This is a genomic window from Streptomyces longhuiensis (assembly GCF_020616555.1).
In the GTDB taxonomy this organism is placed as follows: Bacteria; Actinomycetota; Actinomycetes; order Streptomycetales; family Streptomycetaceae; genus Streptomyces; species Streptomyces longhuiensis.
Window position 1 is genome coordinate 8,386,453 of the sequence record NZ_CP085173.1, and the last position, 22,252, is coordinate 8,408,704.

Annotated in this window: 18 protein-coding genes; 16 read left to right on the forward strand and 2 right to left on the reverse strand. The window is 72.1% G+C overall.

Translation table 11 applies throughout. The features are described 5' to 3' along the window. Positions 1–40: 40 nt before the first annotated feature. A complete protein-coding gene (locus tag LGI35_RS38200; protein ID WP_227298999.1) occupies positions 41–3,256 on the reverse strand; it encodes an alpha-L-rhamnosidase in 3,216 nt (1,071 codons plus the stop codon). 294 nt (positions 3,257–3,550) lie between these two features. On the opposite strand from LGI35_RS38200, the gene LGI35_RS38205 reads away from it, so the two are divergent. From LGI35_RS38205 to LGI35_RS38240, 8 genes are all read left to right on the forward strand, one after another. Beyond that, positions 3,551–5,047: a sugar ABC transporter ATP-binding protein gene (locus tag LGI35_RS38205; protein ID WP_227299000.1), complete on the forward strand. Its 1,497-nt coding sequence runs from the start codon at positions 3,551–3,553 to the stop codon at positions 5,045–5,047. A 67-nt stretch (positions 5,048–5,114) separates the two neighbouring features. Beyond that, positions 5,115–6,155 carry an ABC transporter permease gene (locus tag LGI35_RS38210; protein WP_227299001.1) on the forward strand — a complete coding sequence of 347 codons (1,041 nt, stop codon included), beginning with the start codon at positions 5,115–5,117 and terminating at the stop codon, positions 6,153–6,155. Then, positions 6,148–7,137, forward strand: coding sequence for an ABC transporter permease (locus LGI35_RS38215; protein WP_227299002.1), 990 nt, complete (start codon positions 6,148–6,150; stop codon positions 7,135–7,137). Before LGI35_RS38210 ends, LGI35_RS38215 begins: the two co-directional genes overlap by 8 nt. A 29-nt stretch (positions 7,138–7,166) precedes the next feature. Further along, positions 7,167–8,249, forward strand: coding sequence for a rhamnose ABC transporter substrate-binding protein (rhaS, locus tag LGI35_RS38220; protein ID WP_227299003.1), 1,083 nt, complete (start codon positions 7,167–7,169; stop codon positions 8,247–8,249). A gap of 101 nt (positions 8,250–8,350) precedes the next feature. After that, entirely contained in the window at positions 8,351–9,373 is a 1,023-nt protein-coding gene (locus LGI35_RS38225) for a LacI family DNA-binding transcriptional regulator (protein ID WP_227299004.1), read from the forward strand. Positions 9,374–9,432: 59 nt separating this feature from the next. Next, on the forward strand, positions 9,433–10,737 hold the full coding sequence (locus tag LGI35_RS38230; RefSeq protein ID WP_227299005.1) for an alpha/beta fold hydrolase: 1,305 nt from the start codon (positions 9,433–9,435) through the stop codon (positions 10,735–10,737). A gap of 87 nt (positions 10,738–10,824) precedes the next feature. After that, positions 10,825–11,583 carry a PIG-L deacetylase family protein gene (locus LGI35_RS38235; RefSeq protein ID WP_227299006.1) on the forward strand — a complete coding sequence of 253 codons (759 nt, stop codon included), beginning with the start codon at positions 10,825–10,827 and terminating at the stop codon, positions 11,581–11,583. A gap of 59 nt (positions 11,584–11,642) precedes the next feature. After that, the gene (locus LGI35_RS38240; RefSeq protein WP_227299007.1) at positions 11,643–12,530 is read left to right on the forward strand and encodes an enoyl-CoA hydratase/isomerase family protein; all 888 of its coding nucleotides are present in this window, start codon (positions 11,643–11,645) and stop codon (positions 12,528–12,530) included. A gap of 71 nt (positions 12,531–12,601) precedes the next feature. Here the strand turns inward: LGI35_RS38240 and LGI35_RS38245 are convergent, their stop codons facing one another. After that, the gene (locus LGI35_RS38245) at positions 12,602–13,555 is read right to left on the reverse strand and encodes an SDR family oxidoreductase (protein WP_227299008.1); all 954 of its coding nucleotides are present in this window, start codon (positions 13,553–13,555) and stop codon (positions 12,602–12,604) included. 194 nt (positions 13,556–13,749) lie between these two features. Between LGI35_RS38245 and LGI35_RS38250 the strand changes: the two genes are divergently transcribed. The 8 genes from LGI35_RS38250 to LGI35_RS38285 all read left to right on the forward strand — a co-directional run bounded on the left by LGI35_RS38250 (position 13,750) and on the right by LGI35_RS38285 (position 22,173). Continuing rightward, a complete protein-coding gene (locus tag LGI35_RS38250) occupies positions 13,750–14,724 on the forward strand; it encodes an NADPH:quinone oxidoreductase family protein (protein WP_227299009.1) in 975 nt (324 codons plus the stop codon). Continuing rightward, positions 14,721–15,908: an acyl-CoA dehydrogenase family protein gene (locus tag LGI35_RS38255; RefSeq protein ID WP_227299010.1), complete on the forward strand. Its 1,188-nt coding sequence runs from the start codon at positions 14,721–14,723 to the stop codon at positions 15,906–15,908. Before LGI35_RS38250 ends, LGI35_RS38255 begins: the two co-directional genes overlap by 4 nt. Beyond that, entirely contained in the window at positions 15,905–16,996 is a 1,092-nt protein-coding gene (locus LGI35_RS38260; protein WP_227299011.1) for an acyl-CoA dehydrogenase family protein, read from the forward strand. The genes LGI35_RS38255 and LGI35_RS38260 overlap by 4 nt, the downstream gene beginning before the upstream one ends. Positions 16,997–17,100: 104 nt before the next feature. After that, positions 17,101–18,702: an ABC transporter substrate-binding protein gene (locus tag LGI35_RS38265; RefSeq protein WP_227299012.1), complete on the forward strand. Its 1,602-nt coding sequence runs from the start codon at positions 17,101–17,103 to the stop codon at positions 18,700–18,702. Positions 18,703–18,725: 23 nt separating this feature from the next. Beyond that, the gene (locus tag LGI35_RS38270) at positions 18,726–19,691 is read left to right on the forward strand and encodes an ABC transporter permease (RefSeq protein WP_227299013.1); all 966 of its coding nucleotides are present in this window, start codon (positions 18,726–18,728) and stop codon (positions 19,689–19,691) included. Beyond that, positions 19,684–20,550, forward strand: a complete 867-nt coding sequence (locus LGI35_RS38275) for an ABC transporter permease (RefSeq protein WP_227299014.1) — start codon at positions 19,684–19,686, stop codon at positions 20,548–20,550. Before LGI35_RS38270 ends, LGI35_RS38275 begins: the two co-directional genes overlap by 8 nt. Beyond that, entirely contained in the window at positions 20,547–21,515 is a 969-nt protein-coding gene (locus tag LGI35_RS38280) for an ABC transporter ATP-binding protein (protein WP_227299015.1), read from the forward strand. Before LGI35_RS38275 ends, LGI35_RS38280 begins: the two co-directional genes overlap by 4 nt. Then, positions 21,508–22,173, forward strand: coding sequence for an ABC transporter ATP-binding protein (locus LGI35_RS38285; protein ID WP_227299016.1), 666 nt, complete (start codon positions 21,508–21,510; stop codon positions 22,171–22,173). Before LGI35_RS38280 ends, LGI35_RS38285 begins: the two co-directional genes overlap by 8 nt. The last annotated feature ends 79 nt before the right edge of the window (positions 22,174–22,252 follow it).

The window sequence follows — 22,252 nt, forward strand, 5'->3', positions numbered from 1 at the left end:
AATCGATTTAGGCATGGGCTCATCTCGGCCTCGCGGTCCGTCAGTTGGAGAAGCGGTGGGTGCCGGACGCCGCGGCGAAGACGGCGCAGCCGTCGTCCATGCGGAGGAACTTCGCGTCCCCGTGCGCCACTCGGGCCGCGTCGGACGCGGGGATCCAGACCTCGGCGGTCGTGTTGGCCGGCACGGTGAGCGTGAGCCGGAAGCCGCCCGAGTCCACCGACCACTTGGTGCTGATCGGCCCCTGGACGGAGTCGTAGCGCCCTTGTGCCCGCGTGATCCCGCCCCCGGGCCGTGGCCGCACGAGGATCTTGCGGAAGCCCGGCTCGGCCGGTGCGATACCGGCGATGTTCGCGTACATCCACTCGCCGACCGAGCCGTACGCGTAGTGGTTGAACGAGTTCATCCCGGCGTCCTGGAAGCTGCCGTCCGGCTTGATGGAGTCCCAGCGCTCCCACATCGTCGTCGCGCCCTTGTCGATCTGGTAGCCCCAGCTGGGGAAGGACCGCTGGACGAGCAGCCGGTAGGCGACGTCGGTGTGACCGGCCGCGGTGAGGACCGGCAGCAGGCGCGGTGTGCCGAGGAACCCCGTCGACAGGTGCCAGTCCTTGGCCTTGATGAGGGCGACGAGACGGTCGGCGGCAGGGCCACGGTCGCTCTCCGCCAGCAGGTCCATCGACAGCGCGAGCACGTACGCGGTCTGCGTGTCGCCCTTCACCTTGCCGCCGTCCGAGACGTACGCCGCGCGGAACGCGTCGCGCACACTGCCGAACAGCGACGTGTACGGCGCCGGGTCCTTGCCGAGCGCCTTCGCCGCCCGGGCCACGAGGTCGGCGGCGTGGGCGAAGTAGGCCGTACCGATGACGTCCTTGGGCGTCTCGTCCTGGAGGTTGAGCCAGTCCCCGAAGCCCTCGGCCGGGCGCAGGAAACCGCTGCTGTGCTTCTCCAGGTAGTCGAGCCACTTCACCATCGACGGCCACGACTCCTCGAGGACGCGCGTGTCGCCGTACGCCTGGTACAGCGCCCACGGGACGGTCACGCCCGCGTCGCCCCAGCCCGCGACGCCGTCGCCGACGCCGGGCATGTCGGGGGCCACGTTCGTGAACGCGCCCTCGTCGCTCTGGCCGTCGCGCAGGTCGCCCAGCCACTTGGTGAGGAAGCGGGCCGACTCCATGTTGTAGGCGGCCGTCGGCGCGAAGACGTTGATGTCGCCGGTCCAGCCGAGCCGCTCGTCGCGCGCCGGGGTGTCGGTGGGGATGGAGACGAAGTTGCCGCGCTGCCCCCAAGTGATGTTCTGGTGCAGCTGATTGAGCATCGGCACGTTCGTCGAGAAGTCCATGGTGAAGGGCGCCGACGTATGGATGACCCGCCCCACGACAGCGTCGAGCGGCGGCTTGCCGGGGTAGCCGGTCACCTCGACGTAGCGGAAGCCGTGGAAGGTGAAGCGCGGCTCGTACGTCTCCTTGCCACCGCCCTTGAGGGTGTACGTGTCGGTGGCCTTCGCCGTCCGGAGGTTGGCGGTGTAGATCGTGCCGTCCGGGTTGAGGACCTCGGCGTGCCGCAGCCGTACGGTGGTGCCGGCCTTCCCGGCGACGGTGAGGCGGACCGCGCCGACCATGTTCTGGCCCAGGTCGTAGACGAACACGCCGGGCTTCGGCTCGGTCATCTTCCGTGCGGACAGCTCGCGTTCGAGACGGGTGGGGCCGCCGGCCTCGGCCACCAGGGCGGCGCTCACCTTGTCGACGGCGGCGGCCGCGACCCAGCCGGAGTCGTCGAACCCGGCGCGCGTCCAGCCGTCGGTCTCCAGGCGTGCGTCGTACTCCTCGCCCGCCATCAGGTCGGCGTCGGTGACGGGGCCGGTCGAGGCGCGCCAGTCGGTGCCGGACAGCACCCGCTCGGTCGATCCGTCGGTGTACGTGACCTCCAACTGGGCCAGGAACGCGGGACGTTCGCCGTACTGGTGCGGACCGAACCAGGCGATGTTACCGGCGTACCAGCCCGCGGCGACCGTCGCACCGAGCGCGTTGGCCCCGGACTTCACCAGCTTGGTCACGTCGTACGTCTGGTACTGGACGCGCTTGCGGTAGTCCGTCCAGCCCGGCGCGAGCCGGTCCTCGCCGACCCGCTCGCCGTTGATGTGGGCCTCGTACAGACCGAGCGCCGACGCGTAGAGACGTGCGCGCGCGACCGACCGGCCCTTGAGCCGGAACTCGTGGCGCAGCTGGGCGGCGGGGGAGTGCGACGGCGCGACCTTGCCCCAGGGGCCCGAGCCCCACTGCGCGAGGGCCTTCGCCGCCTTCCACGAAGTGTCGTCGAACCCGGCCGACTTCCAGTCACCGGCGGGCTCCTGGTCGGCGGCCTTCCAGTCGGTGCCGGTGACGAAGGTCTTCACCCCGTCGGCCGTCGTCAGCTCCAGGAGGCCGAGCAGGCCGGCAGGGCTGTCCGTGGCGTTGACGGCGGAGACGGCCAACACGGCCGCACCGGCGCGCAGTTGGGCGGTCACGTCGACGACGGCCGGGCGGCGCCAGTTCTCCGCCGGGCCGTCCGCGTCGGCGTGCGCCACCTCGGTGCCGTTCACGTACGCGGTGTAGCCGTCGTCGGCGGTCATCACCAGGCGGGCCCGGGTCACGCCTTCCGGGACGTCGGCACGGCCGCGGAAGTAGCGGGTTCCCGCCGGGGCGCCACTGGCGGGGTCGCCCTCGGGGAACCAGATCCAGGAGGCGTCGTCGAGCGCCGGCGCCCCGATCAGCGCCGCGGGAGCCCCGATCCACCGGGCGGACCAGTCGGACGCGGCGGTCAGGCCGGTCTCCCACCAGGACGGCTCGCTCCACTGGGAGGCGCGGCCCGCGGTGTCCCAGACCCGGACCGACCAGTAGTAACGGGTACGCGAGGTCAGGGCGGGGCCCGCGTAGGGGACGAGGGTGGACTCGGGGGACGCGACCTTGCCGCTGTCCCACACGTCAGGGTCGGTGAGGCGGCTCGCGGTGGTGGCGACCCGTATCTGATAGGCGCTCTGGGCCCGGCCCGGTTCGTCCGACTCCAGGGGCCAACTCAGCCTGGGGTGCGGTACGTCGAGCCCGAGCGGGTGGCTCACGTACTCGACGGTGGGCGCGCTCACGCGCACGGCCTTCGCGGCCCGAGCGCCTCCGGCGGCTCCCGAGGCGGGCGCCGCCTGTGCGGCTCCCGGTGCGGCGGAGGCGATGGCCGTCCCCAGGGCGGCTGTCGCGGTCGTGCTGAGCAGTCGTCTTCTGCTGATCACACTCGGCTCCATACGACTCGGCTATGAATCGTTTCAGGGAGGGAAGCTAGAGTGACGAAAGTGAGCTGTCAAGGGTGTGCGGCGGCGCCACAGCGGGTGGGTACCCCGCTTCTGAACCCCGGCCGGGCGCCCGCTGCCTGGCACGTACTTTGATCCGGTCAGGGTCGAGATGCAGGCTCCCGGAGATTTCCAAGTCCCCACCATTGACGCCGGAGTTGGTGCGGGGCTAGCTTCCGTGCAATCCGTTTGAAACCTTTCATAGTCAGCTCTTCAGACCCGATCGGTGCCATTCCCATGAGAGAGCCCCCCGTCCTGGCCGTAGAGGGACTCGACAAGTCCTTCGGTGCCGTGCGCGCCCTCCACGGCGTGTCCCTGCAGCTCCACGCCGGAGAGGCGCACGCCCTCGCCGGAGAGAACGGCGCGGGGAAGTCCACCCTCATCAAGACGCTCGCCGGGGTCCACCGGCCCGACGCCGGCACCGTGCTCATCGACGGCGAGCCCGTCACCCTGCACGGACCCGCCGACGCCCGCGACGCCGGGATCGCGGTCATCTACCAGGAGCCCACGCTCTTTCCGGACCTCTCCGTCGCCGAGAACATCTTCATGGGGCGCCAGCCCCGCCGCTCCCTCGGCCGGATCGACCACAGGGCGGTCAACGCCGCGGCCGCCGCGCTCTTCGCGCGCCTCGGCGTCGACCTCGACCCCGAGCAGCCCGCGCGCGGCCTGTCCATCGCCGACCAGCAGATCGTGGAGATCGCCAAGGCGCTCTCCTTCGACGCCCGGGTCCTGATCATGGACGAGCCGACCGCCGCGCTCACCGGCAGCGAAGTGGCCCGCCTCTTCGCCGTGGTGCGCACCCTGCGCGAACAGGGCTCCGCCATCCTCTTCATCTCCCACCGCCTGGAAGAGATCTTCGAGCTCTGCCAGCGCGTCACGACGCTGCGCGACGGCGCCCTGATCGCGAGCGAACCCGTCGAGGGCCTCACCGAGGACGACCTCGTACGCCGCATGGTCGGCCGCGACCTCGACGAGCTCTACCCCAAGCAGGCCACCGACATCGGCGCGGTCGCCCTGAGCGTGCGCCGGCTGACCCGCGAAGGCGTCTTCACCGACGTGTCGTTCGACGTGCGGCGCGGCGAGATCGTCGGCCTCGCGGGGCTCGTCGGGGCAGGTCGCAGCGAGGTCGCCCGGGCTGTCTTCGGCATCGACCGCCGGGACGCGGGCACCGTCGAGGTCGACGGCCGCGCGCTCGTCAACGGCGCCCCCAGCACCGCCATGGCCGCCGGACTCGCCCTCGTGCCCGAGGACCGGCGCGCCCAAGGCCTCGTGATGGGCATGTCGATCGAACGCAACATCGGGCTCACCGGGCTGCGCACGACCGCGCGGGCCGGGCTCATGGACCGCGGGGCCGAGCGCAGCCGCTCACTGGACTGGGCCGTGAAACTCCAGGTCAAGTACGCGCGGATCGCCGACGCGGTCGGCACCCTGTCCGGCGGCAACCAGCAGAAGGTCGTCCTCGCCAAGTGGCTCGCCACCGGCCCCCGCGTGCTGATCGTCGACGAGCCGACGCGCGGCATCGACGTCGGCACCAAGGCCGAGGTGCACCGGCTGCTGTCCGGACTCGCCGCGGACGGCGTCGCGGTGCTGATGATCTCGTCCGACCTGCCGGAGATCCTCGGCATGGCCGACCGCGTACTCGTCATGCACGAGGGCCGTCTCACGGCGGAGATCCCGCGCACCGAGGCGACGGAGGAGTCCGTGATGGCGGCGGCGACGGGGAGGGCGGCGTGATGCGTGGCCCGAGCGAAGCGAACCCCGGAAGCCCCGGAAGCCCCGGAAGCCCCGGAAGGAGGACCCCATGACCGTCACCGCGCAGCCGCCCGCGCCCGCCGTCGACCCCGACAAGGCCGGTGGTACCCGGCTCGTCGACCGGGTGTTCAAGATGCGTGAACTCGCCATCCTGCTGGTCTTCCTGGTGATGATCGGCGTCACCCAGGCCGGCAACACCGAGTTCCTCTCGGAGCAGGGCATCAAGGACCTGCTCCTCAACGCCACCATCCTCGTCCTCGTCGCCACCGGGCAGGCGCTGGTCGTCATCACGCGGAACGTCGACCTGTCCGTCGGCTCGACGCTCGGCATCACCGCCTTCGCCGCCGGTGACTTCCTCCACGGAGGCGGCAACTCCGTCGTCGCGATCGTGCTCGCCGTCGCCCTCGGCGTCGGCTGCGGGCTCCTCAACGGCGCCCTCGTCAGCCTCGGCCAGGTACCGGCCCTCGTCGTCACCCTCGGCACGCTCTACGTCATCCGCGGCATCGACTCGATCTGGGTCGGCTCGCGGCAGATCACCGCGTCCGATCTGCCGGGCGGATACGTCGACTTCGGCTCCGGCGGCATCTCCGCGGTGCCGTATCTCGCGCTGATCGCCCTCGCCGTCCTGATCGCGGTGGCGTACTACCTGCGTCACTTCGGCGGCGGGCGCGAGCTCTACGCGCTCGGCTCCAACCCGGAGGCCGCGCGCCTCGCCGGCATCCCCGTGCGCCGGCGGATCCTCGCCGCGTACACCGCGTGCGGAGCACTCGCCGGGCTCGCGGGCGCCCTGTACCTGGCCCGCTTCGGCAACGTCGACTCCGCCACCGGCAACGGCTACGAACTCACCGTCGTCAGCGCCGTCGTGGTCGGCGGCGTCGCGTTCACCGGCGGCTCCGGAAGCGTCTACGGCGCCGCGCTCGGCGCACTCCTGCTGACCTCCATCAACAGCGTGCTGCCCGCCCTGGGTGTCAGCTCGGTGTGGGTGCTCGCCATCAACGGCGTCCTGCTGGTCCTCGCCATCGCCGTCGACCGGGTCGTCGCCCTGCGCGTCGCCAAGGCACTGAAGAAGAGGAACGCCCGCCATGGCTGATCTCCCCCTCACCCGCGCAGTCCGGTGGGACACCGTGGTGGGCGCCCTCCTGGTGGTGCTCCTCCTGGCGTCGTTCTCGTTCGTCGACGGCTTCGGCAACGCGCTCAACCTGTCGTTCCTGCTCGGCAACACCCTGCCCATCGCGCTGATCGCGCTCCCGATGACCCTCCTGGTGGTCGCCGGCGAGATCGACCTCTCCGTCGCCTCGACGGCCGGCCTGTCCGGGGCCGTGATGGGCTCCCTGTGGAACGCGGGCATGGCCATCGAGACGATCATCCCGCTGTGCCTCGTCCTCGGAGTCCTCTGCGGGCTCGTCAACGGCCTCCTGGTGACCCGCCTCGGCCTGCCCTCCCTCGCCGTCACGATCGGCACCATGGCCGCCTACCGCGGCATCGCCCAGATCATCCTCGGCTCGGACGCGGTCACCGACTTCCCCTCGCAGTACCTGGACTTCGCGGCGGGACGCATCGGCGACACCTTCCTGCCGTACGCGTTCCTGCCCTTCCTCGCGCTGCTCGCGATCGCCGTCGTCATCCTGCACGCGACGCCGTTCGGCCGCTCGCTCTTCGCGATCGGCGCCAACGAGGAGGCGGCACGCTTCGCCGGGATCCGCGTCCGGCGGCACAAACTGTGGCTGTTCGTCGCCACCGGCCTCATGGCCTCCTTGACCGGCGTGTTCTGGGCCCTGCACTACGCGAGCGCCCGCTACGACAACGCCACCGGGCTCGAACTCTCCGTCGTCGCCGCCGTGCTGCTCGGCGGCATCGACTTCGACGGCGGCAGGGGCACACTCGGCGGCGCGATCGCCGGAGTGTTCCTGCTCGGCGCCCTCCAGAACGCGATGAGCCTGCTCAACGTCTCCGCCCAGTCGCAGATCGTCGTCACCGGCGTCCTGCTGGTCGTCTCCGTGCTCGGACCCCGCGTCGCCCGGCAGATCGCGACCGCCCGAGCGGGCCGCCAGGCCACCATCCCCTCGCACTGACCTCACGTACCGCCCGAAAGGGGCCCACGATGTCCGCACCCGCACTCCGCCGAGCCTGCCTGGCGCTCGCCGCCGTCACCTCCCTCGCGCTCGCCGCCACCGCGTGCGGCGGCACCACCAAGGACTCGGCGAAGGACGACGACGCCGGCACGTCCTCCCACGCCAAGGCCGACCCGGGAGCCGCGACCAAGAAGGGCCTGAAGGTCGCCTTCCTGCCCAAGCAGGTCAACAACCCGTACTTCACCACCGCCGACAAGGGCGGCGAGAAGGCCGTCACCGAGCTCGGCTCGACGTACAAGGAGACCGGCCCCAACAGCGCCACCGACACCAGCGGGCAGGTCAGTTACGTCAACACGCTCACCCAGCAGCAGGTCGACGCGATGGCCGTGTCCGCTCAGGACCCCGGCGCCCTGTGCACCGCCCTCAAGCAGGCCATGAAGAACGGCATCAAGGTCGTCACGTACGACTCGGACACCAAGCCCGAGTGCCGCAACGCCTTCGTCTCGCAGGCCAGTGCCGAGGCGCTCGGCCGCACCCAGGTCCAGCTCCTGGGCGAACAGACCGGCTACAAGGGCGAGATCGCGATCCTGTCCGCCGCGCAGACCGCGACGAACCAGAACACCTGGATCGACTTCATGAAGGACGAGCTGAAGAAGCCCAAGTACAAGGCCATGAAGCTGGTGAAGGTCGCGTACGGCAACGACGACGCCCAGCAGTCCTTCCAGCAGACCCAGGGCCTCCTCCAGGAACACCCCAAGCTCGCCGGGATCATCTCCCCGACCACCGTCGGCATCAAGGCCGCCGCCCAGTACCTGTCCGGCTCCAAGTACAAGGGCAAGGTCGCCCTGACCGGCCTCGGCACCCCCAACGACATGCGCAAGTACGTCAAGAACGGCACCGTCGAGGGCTTCGAGCTGTGGGACCCGGCCAAGCTCGGCGAGCTCGCCGCACGCACCGCCGTCGCGCTGTCCTCCGGGCAGATCACCGGCAAGGAGGGCGAGACCTTCAAGGCCGGCGCCATGGGCACCTTCACCATCGGCAAGGACGGTGTGGTCGACCTCGGCAAGCCCACCGTCTTCGACCGGAAGAACATCGACGACTACCACTTCTGAGACCGCCTTCCCCCGAGTCTTCCGTCCCCACAGCCACCAGCGCATTCACGGGTAATCTGAACCATTCCCGTCGCTCATCGCCCCATGGAGGTCCCCGCCCGATGGCCCAGTCGGTGGGTATCAAGGACGTCGCCCGCGCCGCCGGAGTCTCCGTCGGCACGGTCTCGAACGTCATCAACCGCCCGGACTCCGTCGCCTCCGACACCAGGGCCCGGGTGCTGTCCGCCATCGACCGGCTCGGCTACGTACGCAGCGAGTCGGCGCGCCAGCTGCGCGCCGGCCGCAGCCGCATCATGGGGCTGCTCGTCCTCGACATGGGCAACCCGTTCTTCGTGGACGTCGCGCGCGGCGCCGAGCGTGCCGCGCGCGAGGCCGGGCTCGGCGTCATGGTGTGCAACAGCGCGCAGAACCCCTCCGAGGAGGCCGAGTACCTCTCCCTGTTCGCCGAGCAGCGCGTGCGGGGCGTGCTCCTCACCCCGGCCGAGGCGAGCGGGCGCAACATCGAGAGCTTCCGCCGGCACGGCATCCCGTTCGTGCTCGTCGACCGTGTCGCCGAGGGCACCTCGGAGTGCTCCGTGTCCGTGGACGACGTCACCGGCGGCGCGCTCGCCGTGCGCCACCTCGTCGACGCCGGACACCGCAGCATCGCCTACGTCAGCGGACCGCCCGCGCTCAACCAGGTCAAGGACCGCCGCACCGGCGCCCTCCAGGCCCTGACCGAGGCGGGCCTCCCGGCCGGGGTGCTGCGCGAACTGCCCACCGAGCGGCTCGACGTCGCGGCGGGACGTGACGCCGGCGCCCGCCTGCTCGGCCTCGCCGATCGCCCCACCGCCGCGTTCTGCGCCAACGACCTGCTCGCCCTCGGCGTCCTCCAGGCGATGTACGCGGCCGGGGTACGGGTCCCCGAGGACATCGCGATCGTCGGCTACGACGACATCGAGTTCGCGTCCGCCGCCACCGTGCCCCTGACCTCGGTGCGCCAGCCCGCCGTCACCATGGGAGCGATGGCCGCCGAACTGCTCCTGGAGGAGACCGAGCCCGCGAGCGGCGAGCCCCACCGCCACCGCAGGGTCGTTCTCCAGCCCGAGCTGGTCGTACGGGGGTCGAGTCTGGGCTCGCGCTGACATGTGCTGAACTGAGCGGACACCGCACACCGTATTCCGAACGCCGCTCAGGAGCCTCCTTGACGACCGCCACATACCGCCAGCCCGGTGTCGTCCTCACCGACCGCCGCTTCTCCGTGCCGCTCGACCACGACCACCCCGAGGGCGAGAGCATCGAGCTGTTCGCCCGCGAGGCGGTGGCCATCGGCAAGGAACACGAGAACCTCCCGTGGCTCCTGTACCTCCAGGGCGGCCCCGGATTCGGCGCCAACCGGTTCTCCGGCAAGCAGGCCTGGCTCGACCGGGCCCTCCAGGACCACCGGGTGCTCCTCCTCGACCAGCGCGGCACCGGCAGCTCCACCCCGGCCAACCGGCAGACGCTCCCGCTGCGCGGCGGCCCGCGCGAACAGGCCGACTACCTCACGCACTTCCGCGCCGACTCGATCGTCCGCGACTGCGAGGCGATCCGCGGCGAGGTGACCGGCGGCGCCCCCTGGACCGTCCTCGGCCAGAGCTTCGGCGGATTCTGCGCCACCCACTACCTGTCGACGGCCCCCGAGGGCCTCACCGCCGCCGTCATCACCGGTGGCCTGCCCACGCTCGACGGCCACGCGGACGACGTCTACCGTGCCGCGTACCCGCGCATCGAACGCAAGGTCGCCGCCCACTACGCGCGCTACCCGCAGGACGTCGAGCGCGCCCGCCGCATCGCCGAGTACCTCGCCGAGCACGAGCCCGTACTGAACGGCGGCTACCGGCTGACCGTCGAGGCCTTCCAGTCCCTGGGCATCCTGCTCGGCGGGACCGGCGGCAGCGACCGCCTGCACTACCTCCTCGAGGACGCCTTCGTCCGCACGCCCGCCGGCGTCGAACTGTCCGACGCCTTCCAGGAGGACGTGCAGGCGACCCTCTCGTACGCCGGACACCCGCTCTACGCGCTCGTGCACGAGGCCATCTACGGACAGGACGCCCGGCCCACGAACTGGTCGGCCGAGCGCGTACGTGCCGAGTTCCCCCAGTTCGACGCCGCGAAGACCCTCGCCGGTGACGGGCCCCTGCTCTTCACGGGCGAGTCCGTGCATCCGTGGATGTTCGACTGCGACCCGGCCCTGCGCCCCCTGCGCGAGACCGCCGAACTCCTCGCCGCCCGCACCGACTGGGCCCCGCTCTACGACCCCGCGCGCCTGGCCGCCAACGAGGTGCCGACCGTCGCCGCCGTCTACCACGACGACATGTACGTCGACACGGCCCACGCCCTGCGCACGGCCCGCACCGTCAAGGGCCTGCGCACCTGGGTCACCGACGAGTTCGAGCACGACGGACTGCGGGCCGGAGCGCCGCGCGTCCTCGACCGGCTGCTCGCGATGGTGCGCGGAGACGCCTGAGAGGCCAGGGGGCGGGGGAGGCGAGCCAGCCTTCCCCGCCCGGCGAACACCCCCGCATCGCGGACGGCACCGCATTAGGGTGCGGCCATGACCGAGCCGAAGACCCAGACCGCCGCCCCCGACCAACTGCTGCCCATGCCCGAGGACTGGCAGCGCGCCCTCGCTGTCGTGGCGCACCCGGACGACCTCGAATACGGCTGCTCCGCGGCGATCGCCGGCTGGACCGACGGCGGACGCGACGTCACGTACGTCCTCGCCACCCGCGGAGAGGCGGGCATCGACACCCTCGAACCCGCCAAGTGCGCGCCGCTGCGCGAGCAGGAGCAGCGCGCGAGCGCCGCCGTCGTCGGCGTGGACACCGTCGAGTTCCTCGACCACAAGGACGGCGTTGTCGAGTACGGGACCGCGCTGCGCCGCGACATCGCCGCCGCGATCCGCAGGCACCGGCCCGAACTCCTCATCACCCTCAACCACCGCGACACCTGGGGCGGCGTCGCCTGGAACACCCCCGACCATGTCGCCGTCGGCCGGGCCACCCTCGACGCGGCGGCGGACGCGGGCAACCGCTGGATCTTCCCCGAGCTCATCGAGCAGGGCCTCGAGCCGTGGAACGGCGTGCGCTGGGTCGCCGTCGCGGGCTCGTCGTCGCCCACGCACGCGGTCGACGCGACGCCCGGTATCGAACGGGCCGTGCACTCCCTGCTCGAACACCGCACATACATCGAGGTGTTGACGGACGAGGACCCCGAGACCTACTGCCGCTCGTTCCTCACCGGCAACGTCCAGGCCGCCGCGGAGCGCTTCGGCGGCACACCGGCCGTTCCGTTCGAAGTCTTCAGTCGGTAGGGCCCGTCACCTACTCTGCGTCTCCTGATGGTGTGTCAGGAAGGAGGGAGGGTGGCGGGATGATCGACACGACGAGCAACGAACTTCCCGACGAAGGCGAAGGCGAAGGCGATGGCGAGGGCGAAGGCGGGGGTGGGGGTGGCGGCGCGCGGCGGCTCCGGCTGCACGTCGAGGAGGGCGGCATCGGCGTCCTCACCCTGTGCCGGCCGGAGAAGCTGAACGCCTGGAGCTGGGAGTCGAGCCGCCAACTCGGCCTGCTCGCCGACCGGATCCGCTTCGACGACACGATCCGGGTGGTGCTGCTGCGGGCCGAGGGGCGCGCCTTCTGCGCGGGCATCGACATCAAGGCGCCCGGCGGCGGGATCACCGGGCGCTCCGGGGCCGAGCACACGCGCAACTACTTCGAGGGCATCCGCTGGGTCCACGAGCGGTTCCGCGCGTTCGCCGGCCTGCCGCAGCCCGTCGTCGCGGCCGTACAGGGCTACTGCCTCGGCGTCGGCTTCGAGCTGGCGCTGATGGCCGATGTGCGGATCGCGGCCGACGACGCGGTGTTCGCGCTGCCGGAGGCGCGGCTCGGGGTCGCCGTCGACGCGGGTGGCGATCTGCGGGTCGCGCGCGAGGCGGGCGCGGGCTGGGCCAAGTTCCTCGCGCTGACGGGCCGCCGCATCGACGCAGGGACGGCGCACCGGCTGAACCTGGTCCAACAGGTCACCGGTGCGGGGGAGTTGGAGGGGGCGGCTCGCTCGGTCGCCGCGGAGATCGCGGCCAACGCACCGCTCGCCGTGCAGTCCGTCAAGCGGGACATCGACGCCTTCGCGGACGCGGGCATGGGGGCCGCGCTCGACCGAGTGGCGATGAGCGCGGCGCTCACGCTCACGTCGGAGGACATCAGGGAGGGCTACACGGCGAAGGCGGAGCGGCGCGAGCCGCGGTTCGGCGGGAAGTAGGACTTGCGTGGCGAGCAGAACGTGCACGGGAAGCACGGCTCGTACGAGACGTAGGGCTTGAGGGTCGCCCTTCACGGTCCCTCCCGGAACGGCCCCCTTCCCATCTGCTCCCGCACGGTCACCACGGCCGGGCTCACCAGTCCGCGTCGCTGCCAGTTCGCCCCGTCCACGACGAGTGTGTGGCCGCTGATGAAGCGGGCGTAGGGGGAGGCGAGGAAGGTGGCGGCCCAGCCCAGTTCGCGGGGCGCGCCGACGCGCAGGGCGGGCTGCCGGGCGCCGTGATCGGGGCCCTCTCCAGGGCTCCCTTCCGGGCCGCCCCTCGCGAGGTTGGCGCGGATGTCCCCCGTCATGTCCTCGTGCGGCATGAGGCCCGGCACGAGGTCGTTGACCTGGATCCCGTACGGGCCCCACTCCACGGCCAGCGTCTCCACCAGGTTCTTCACGCCCGCCTTGGCCGCCGCGCTGTGGGCGAAGCCTGGGCCGCCCGTCCATGCGTAGGAGGCGCCGACGGCGATCACCGAGCCCGGCGTGCCCGCCGCGAGGTGTCTGCGGCCGAACTCTCGGGTCATGTAGAAGGTGCCGTTGAGGGTGATGTCGACGACGGTGCGCCAGGCGTTCGGGCTCATGTCCTCCGCGGGTACGGGGAAGTTGGCGGCCGCGTTGTTGACGAGGACGTCGGGGGCCCGCCCGTGGGCCGCCTCCGCCGCGTCGAAGACCTCGGCGATGCGGTCCGGATCCCTGATGTCGCAGACCGCGGCCGTCACCGTTCCGCCGTCGCGGCTCACGCGCGCCAGTTCCTCCAGCGCGGGCTCCAGGTGGGCGGCCCGGCGGCTCACGATCATCACGTTCGCGCCGAGCCGCGCGAACTCGGCGGCGACGGCCTTCCCGAGCCCGGTCCCGCCACCGGTGACCAGGACCAGGCTTCCCCGGTACGTTCCCGGGGGGAGCGCCGTCGTGCCGGCCGGGGGCGGGGCGGGCAGGCCTCGCGGTGTCGTCGCGCGGGCGGGGCCGGTCGAGTCCGTCATGCCGTATCGATACCTCGTGGACGGCGAAAGCTCCATGCCTGCGACATCGCCTGGGGTGCTGCCTGGGGCGTTGCCCGGGGCAGCCCGCGACGGCGCGGGCGAAAAAGGGTCCCCGGCCTGTTCCCAGATGCCCAAGCGACCGCTTAGTATGCGAGCGAGCCCGGCAAGACGAAGAAGTCCCGTGGAGGCCCCGCATGCAGGCATGGCAAGTGCACCGGAACGGCGAGCCGAGCGAGGTGATGGAGCTCGCCGACGTCGAGCGGCCCGTCCCCGGGGACGGACAGGTCCTGCTCAGGGTGCGCGCGGCGAACATCAACTTCCCGGACGCGCTGATGTGCCGGGGCCAGTACCAGGTGCGGCCCCCGATGCCGTTCACGCCCGGTGTGGAGATCTGCGGAGAGACCGAGGACGGCCGGCGCGTCCTGGCCAACCCCGCGCTGCCGCACGGCGGCTTCGCCGAGTACGCCGTGGCGGACGCCGCCGCCCTGCTGCCCGCGCCCGACGCGCTCGACGACGCCGAGGCCGCCGCCCTGCACATCGGCTACCAGACCGGCTGGTTCGGCCTGCACCGCAGGGCGCACCTCCAGGCGGGCGAGACGCTCCTCGTGCACGCGGCGGCCGGTGGCGTCGGCAGCGCAGCCGTCCAGCTCGGCAAGGCCGCCGGCGCCACCGTCATCGGCGTCGTCGGGGGCGAGGCGAAGGCGAAGGTGGCCCGCGACCTCGGCTGCGACGTCGTCATCGACCGCCGCGCCCAGGACGTCATCGCCGCCGTGAAGGAGGCCACCGGCGGCCGGGGCGCCGACGTCGTCTACGACCCGGTCGGCGGCGAGGCGTACACGCAGTCCACGAAGGTCGTCGCGTTCGAGGGCAGGATCGTCGTCGTCGGATTCGCGAGCGGCACGATCCCCAGCCCCGCCCTCAACCACGCGCTGGTGAAGAACTACGCGATCCTCGGCCTGCACTGGGGCCTGTACAACACCAAGGACCCGAAGCTGGTCGCCCACTGCCACGAGCAGCTCACCGAGCTCGCGGCGCGCGGCGCGATCAAGCCGCTGATCAGTGAGCGCGTGCCGCTGGCCGGCGCGGCGGCTGCCGTGCAGCGCGTCGCCGACGGCGTCACCACCGGCCGCGTCGCCGTGGTGCCCGGCAGCGAGGGGGCGGGCGCATGACAGACGCCGCCGAACTGCGTCGCCGTACGCAGGAGTTGCTGGCCGCGTATCCGCCCGCGACCACGGAGCGTACCGACTTCCTGAAGGCCCGCTTCGATGCCGGGCTCGCGTGGGTGCACTACCCGCAGGGCCTCGGCGGGCTCGGTCTGCCGCGCTCGCTCCAGGCGGTCGTGGACGCCGAACTCGCCGCGGCGGACGCCCCGGACAACGATCCGCGCCGCATCGGCATCGGTCTCGGCATGGCGGCCCCGACGGTGCTCGGCTTCGGCACCGACGAGCAGAAGCAGCGCTTCCTGCGCCCGCTGTGGATCGGCGAGGAGGTGTGGTGCCAGCTGTTCAGCGAGCCCGGCGCGGGCTCCGACCTCGCGGCGCTCGGCACCCGCGCCGTGCGCGACGAGGCCACCGGCGACTGGGTGATCAACGGCCAGAAGGTGTGGACGTCCGGTGCCCACACCGCGCGCTGGGCCATCCTGATCGCCCGCACCGACCCGGACGTGCCCAAGCATCGAGGCATCACGTACTTCATCTGTGACATGACCGACCCGGGTGTCGAGGTGCGGCCGCTGCGCCAGATCACCGGCGAGGCCGAGTTCAACGAGGTGTTCCTCACCGACGTCCGCATCCCGGACGCACACCGCCTCGGCGAGATCGGCGACGGCTGGAAGGTCGCGCAGACCACGCTGATGAACGAGCGTGTGTCGATCGGCGGTTCCCGCATCCCGCGTGAGGGCGGCATGATCTCCGCGGTCGCGAAGACATGGCGTGAGCGCCCCGAGCTGCGCACCCAGGATCTGCACCAGCGGCTCATGAAGCTGTGGGTCGAGGCCGAGGTCGCCCGTCTCACCGGCGAGCGCCTGCGCCAGCAGCTGGTCGCGGGCCAGCCGGGCCCCGAGGGTTCGGGCATGAAGCTCGGCTTCGCCCGGCTCAACCAGGAGATCAGCGGCCTGGAGATCGAACTCCTCGGCGAAGAGGGCCTGTTGTACGACGACTGGACCATGCGCCGGCCGGCCGTCGTGGACTTCCTGGCCCGTGACGCCGGATACCGCTATCTGCGTGCCAAGGGCAACAGCATCGAGGGCGGGACGAGCGAGGTCCTGCTCAACATCGTCGCCGAACGCGTTCTCGGGCTGCCGTCCGAGCCGCGCACCGACAAGGACGTCGCCTGGAAGGACCTCGCGCGATGAGCGATCTGCTGTACACGGAGGAGGAAGAGGCGCTGCGGTCCGCCGTGCGCGGTCTCCTCGCCGCCCACTGCGACGCGGCGTCGGTGCTCGCCCGCGTCGAGACGGACGAGCCGCACGACCGCGCGCTGTGGAAGTCCCTCGCCGAGGGCATGGGGCTGGCGGGTCTGCTGATCCCCGAGGAGCTCGGCGGCCAGGGCGCGACGCACCGTGAAGTGGCCGTGGTCCTGGAGGAGTTGGGGCGTTCCGTCGCCCCCGTCCCCTATCTCACCAGCGCCGTCGTCGCGACCGAGGCGCTCCTCGACTGCGCGGGCGACGAGGCCTCCGCGCTGCTCGGCGCGCTCGCGTCGGGCCGCACGGTGGGCGTGCTCGCCGTACCCCTGTCGGCTGCCCCCGGTCAGGTCTTCGGTGGCGTGCGCGAGGAGGGGGGCCGGCTGGAGGGACAGGTCACCGGCGTCGCCGACGCGGCGGCGGCCGATGTGCTCCTCGTGCCGACGAGCAGCGGTCTGTACGCGGTCGATGTCACCGACGACGCCGTCACCGTCGAGGCGCGGACGTCCCTCGACCCCACCCGGCCCGTCGCCACGGTGACCTTCGCCGGCGCACGCGCTCGGGTGCTGACCGACAACGCTGTTCCGGCCGTCCGCCGCGCGCTGCGGGCCGGAGCGGGACTTCTCGCGTCCGAGCAACTCGGCCTAGCGGAATGGTGCTTGACCGAAACGGTCCGCTACACGCGCGAGCGCCACCAGTTCAACCGGCCCGTCGGCTCGTTCCAGGCGCTCAAGCACCGGCTCGCCCAGGTGTGGCTGGAGGTCGTCGGCGTCCGTGCCGCGGCCCGCAGCGCGGCGGACACCCTCGCCGCCGGGAGCGACGACGCCGATGTCGCGGTGGCGGTCGCCCAGGCGTACGCGGGACCCGCGGCCGTCCATGCCGCGGAGGAGGCGCTCCAGCTGCACGGCGGTATCGGTATGACCTGGGAGCACCCGGTTCACCTGTACCTCAAGCGGGCCAAGGCCGACTCGATCGCCCTGGGTTCCGCGGGCAGGCACCGGGAGGAGCTGGCCGAGCTGGTCGACCTCCGGGCGCCCTGACGCGGGCCTGACGCCGGGCCAGGCGCCGGGTTTTACCTTCCCTTGACGAGATGGCATTATTGCGACTCGTTCGCAATAAGAGTTGATCTTCAATAGGGGTGGGCATGGTGGTCAGGCCGGCACGAGGTGCGACAGCGGTCGCGGCGGTCGCCGCATTGTCGGTGACCGCCGCGGCCTGTTCGGCGCCCGGCGGGTCGGGCGGGGTCGGCAAGGGGCGGGCGCCGTCGAGCGCGGTCGTGGGCATCGCCTACGAACCGGACACACTCAGCCCACTCCTGGGCTACGGCAAGGACGGCAACTCCAAGATCTTCGACGGACTGCTCACCCACGACGCGGACATGGAGCTGAAGCCCGCGCTCGCCACCGCCCTGCCGAAGGTGAGCGCCGACGGCCGCACGTACACGTACAAGCTGCGCGACGGCGTGCGGTTCAGCGACGGGAAGCCCTTCTCGGCGAAGGACGTCGTCTTCACCTACGAGACGATCCTCGACAAGAAGACCAACAACGCCTCCAAGACGGAACTCGACGCCGTCGACACCGTCGAGGCCAAGGGGGACGACACCGTCGTCTTCCGCCTCAAGTACCCGTACGCCCCGTTCGCCGAGCGCACCGTCCTGCCCATCGCGCCCGAGCACATAGCGGGCAGGCAGGACGTCAACACCGGTGACTTCACCACGAAGCCGGTCGGCACCGGGCCCTACACGCTCGTGAAGTGGTCCAAGGGCGAGAAGCTCACCTTCAAGGCCAACTCCCGCTACTGGGGCGGCGCGCCGAAGGTCAGGAACTTCACCATGGCCGTCGTCAAGGACGACGACGTGCGCGCCACCCGGCTGCGCTCCGGCGACCTCGACGGCGCGATCCTGCCGCCCGATCTCGCCGCGACGTTCAAGAGCGACGGCGACAAGAAGACGTACGCCGCCCGCACCTTCGACTACCGCGTCGTGACCCTGCCCACCGGCAACAAGGTCGCCGGGGACACCGCCGTGCGGCGCGCGCTCGACATCGGCGTCGACCGCAAGGCCATGGTCGACTCGATCCTCTACGGCGCGGGCAAGGAGGCGTACGGCCCGGTCCCGACCGACAGCCCCTGGTTCACCGAGGGCACCGAGCGCACCCACGACCTCGCGAAGGCCAGGAAGATCCTCGACGACGCGGGCTGGAAGGCCGGCAAGGACGGTATCCGGGCCAGGAACGGCGTCCGCGCCTCGTTCCCGCTCTGGTACCTGACCGGCGACAAGCTCCGCCAGGACCACGCCCTCGCCTACGCCTCCGACGCCAAGAAGCTCGGCATCCAGATCAAGGTCGAGTCCGGCACCTGGGAGGTCATCGAGCCGCGCATGCCCAAGGACGCGGTCCTCGCGGGCGGCGGCTCCCCGGCCGACCCCGACTTCGACCAGTACACGCTCCTCAAGTCCTCCCTCGCGGGCGACGGCTTCAACAACATGGCCTGGTACGACAACGCGCGCGTCGACGAGGCGCTCGACGCGGCCCGCAGAACCGACGACCACGACCGGCGCAAGGCCGCCTACGACACCGTCCAGCGCGAACTCGTGAAGAACCCCGGCTACACCTTCCTCACCCACATCGACCACCTCTACGTCGTCGGCGACCGGTTCGGCGACCTCACCACCCAGGTCGAGCCGCACGACCACGGGCTCGCCTCCGGCCCCTGGTGGAACGTCGAGAAGTGGCAGCCGGCCTCGTGAGGCGGCGGCTCCCCTGGGGGCCGATGGCGCGCCTGACGGGACGGCGGATCCTGTTCGCCGTCCCGGTCCTGGCCACGGTGACCTTCGGCGTCTTCGCGATCGCCGCCGCGTCCCCCTTCGACCCCGTCAAGGCCTACGCGGGCACGGCGGGCCTCACCGCCTCGCAGGACGACCTCGACCAGCTCCGCGCCAACCTCGGCGTCGACCGGCCCCTCGTCACCCGCTGGTGGGACTGGCTGACCTCCGCTCTCCAGGGCGACCTGGGCGACTCCTCCGTACTCCGGCAGCCCGTCGCCGACGTCGTCGGCGAACGCATCGGCTGGTCCGTCCTGCTCGCCGCCACCGCCTTCCTCGCCGCCGTCCTGCTCGGCACGGCACTCGGCGTCCTCGCCGCGCGCCGCCAGGGCGGATGGCTCGACCGGACCGTCAGCGCGGTCGCCTACACCCTCGAAGCCGCGCCCCCGTTCTGGCTCGGCCTGCTCGCCGTATGGCTGTTCTCCCTCAAACTCGGCGCACTTCCGGCCGGCGGACTCACCGACACCGGCACCACCACGATCACGGCCGGGCAGGTCGCCTCGCACCTGGTGCTCCCCGCCGCCGTCCTCGCCGTCTCGCAACTGCCCTGGTTCGTCCTGTACGTACGCCAGGGGGTGGGCCACGCCCTTGAGGAGGACCCCGTCCGCGGGGCGCGCGCACGCGGACTCGCCCCGCGCACCGTCCTGATCGGCCACGCCCTGCGCTCCGGAATGCTGCCCGTCCTGACCCTCATCGGCTCCCGCGTCCCCGAACTGATCACCGGCGCGCTGCTGGTGGAGACCGTGTTCAGCTGGCCGGGGATCGCCGCGGCGACCGTGCAGGCCGCGACGTCCGTGGACTTCCCGCTGCTCGCCGCGCTGACCGTCCTGGCCACGCTCGCCGTGCTCCTCGGCAACCTGGCCGCCGACCTCCTGTACGGCCTCGCCGACCCGAGAGTGGGATTCGATGGCTGAGCTCACCTGGCGCGCCCGCGGCGGCGCGCGCCGCTCCACGCGCGCGTGGCGGGTGCGCACGTCCGCCGTCCTCGTGGTGGCGGTCGGCCTCGCCGTCCTCGTCGTGCCGCCCCTCGCGCACCTCGACGAACAGGCCGTCGACCTCGCCGCCAAGCTCCAACCCCCTTCGCGGGAACACCCGTTCGGCACCGACGACGTGGGCCGCGACCTGCTGCTGCGCTGCGTGTACGGGCTGCGCGTCTCCCTCCTCGTCGGGGTGGTCGCCGCCGTCGTGGCGACCGTCATCGGCACGGCCGTGGGGGCGCTCGCGGGCACCGTCGGCGGCTGGACGGACCGGGTCGTCATGCGGCTCGTGGACGTCTTCTCGTCGGTGCCGCACCTGCTCCTCGGCATCTTCATCGTCGCCATGTTCCGGCCGGGCGTCTGGCCGGTCGTCGTCTCCGTGGCGCTCACGCACTGGCTGTCCACGGCTCGAATCGTCCGCGCCGAAGTGCTCTCCCTGCGCTCACGGCCGTACATCGACGCGGCCGTGTCCGGAGGCTCGTCGCGGTGGCGGATCGCCGTGCGCCACCTGCTGCCGGGCGTCCTGCCGCAGGCCGCGCTCGCCGCCGTCCTGATGGTGCCGCACGCCATCTGGCACGAGTCCGCCCTCTCCTTCCTCGGTCTCGGCCTGCCCGCACACCAGGCGAGCCTGGGCACGCTCGTCCAGTCCGCGCGGGGTTCGCTGCTCGCCGGGAGCTGGTGGCCGACACTCTTCCCCGGCCTGTTCATCATCGTGCCGACCCTGGCGATCGCGGGCCTCGCGGGAGCCTGGCGGGAACACCTCAACCCGCGCCGCCGATCGGAGCTCATGCTATGAACGGGCCCCAACCCGTGCTGTCCGTAAGGGACTTGTCCGTGCGCTTCCGGATGCGTGACGGCGCGTACGTGCAGGCCGTCGGCGGCGCACACTTCGACCTCGCGGCCGGCGAGTGCCTGGCCCTCGTCGGCGAGAGCGGCTGCGGCAAGTCGGTGCTCGCGTCGGCCCTCCTCGGGCTCCTGCCGGGCAACGCGGAGACGGCCGGGTCCGCGTACATCGGCGACCTCGACCTGCTCGCCGCCGACGAGCGCACCCTGGCCCGCACCGTCCGCGGCCGCCGCGTCGGCCTCGTACCGCAGAGCCCCGCAGCGCACCTCACACCCGTACGGACCGTCCGCTCCCAATTGGAGGAGACCGTACGTGAGTTGACCGGCGTGCGGCGCGGCTCAGGGCTGCGGGCCGCCGCCGAGGAGGCGGCGGAGCGCGCCGCGTTCCCCGCCGGGCATCTCGACCGGCACCCGCACGAACTGTCCGGCGGGCTCGCCCAGCGGGCCGCGACCGCGCTGGCCCTGGTCGGCGACGCCCCCCTGCTCCTCGCCGACGAACCCACGACCGGACTCGACCGTGACCTCGTGGAGCGCACCGTCGACGAACTGCGCCGTCACATCGGGGCGGAGCGCGCGCTCCTCCTCATCACGCACGACCTCGCGGCGGCCGAGCGGATCGCCGACCGCGTGGCCGTGATGTACGGCGGCCGCATCGTCGAACTCGCCGACGCCGCCGACTTCTTCGGCAGTCCCGGACCCCGGCACCCGTACGCCCGCGGCCTCCTGGACGCCCTGCCGGAGCGGGAGTTCACGCCCATCCCCGGGATGCCGCCCGAGCTGGGCGCGCTCCCGGCGGGCTGCGCGTTCGCCGCGCGCTGCGACCGCGCCACCGACACCTGCGGGACCCGCCCCGCACTCGCGGACGGCGTGGCCTGCCACCACCCCGCGACCGTCCAGCTGGAGGCGCCGCGTGCTTGAACTGATCTCCGTCACCGCCGGGTACGAGCGCGGTGACCCCGTCGTGCGCGACGCCGGCCTGACCATCGCCACCGGAGAGGCCGTCGGGCTCCTCGGGCCCAGCGGTTGCGGGAAGTCCACTCTCGCCCGCGTCGCCGCCCTGCTCCACCGCCCCGACTCCGGCCGCGTCGTCATCGACGGGGAGCCGGCCAGCGGCTGGCGCCATCGCGCGCCCCGCGAGCAGCGCACCGCGTTCGGCGTGGTCTTCCAGCAGCCGCGCATGTCGGCCGACCCACGGCTGCGCCTCGCCGACCTCATCGCCGAACCGCTGCGGGCCACCGGCCTGAAACCGGACGACCGTGTGGGCGAGCTGGCCGCGACCGTCGGCCTGGGCACCGATCTCCTGTCGCGGCGCCCCCACGAGGTCAGCGACGGCCAGCTTCAACGCGCCTGCCTCGCCCGGGCCCTGGCCCTGCGGCCCCGCTGGCTGATCTGCGACGAGATGACGGCGATGCTCGACGCGTCCACGACGGCGGCCCTGGTGGGCGTCGTCGAGGCCTATCGCGCGGAGACCGGTGCGGGACTGCTGGCCGTGGGCCACGACCGGCGTCTGCTGGAGCGTTGGTGCGACCGGACGGCTGAGTGGGACGCTCTGGGCTCCGCCGGAGACGGCAGGTGAGCGAGAGGCGGTCCGGCCCCCGTCCGGCACCCCGCCGTTCACCCTGAGCAGCCAGGTGAACGCGGCATGCAGCTCCGGC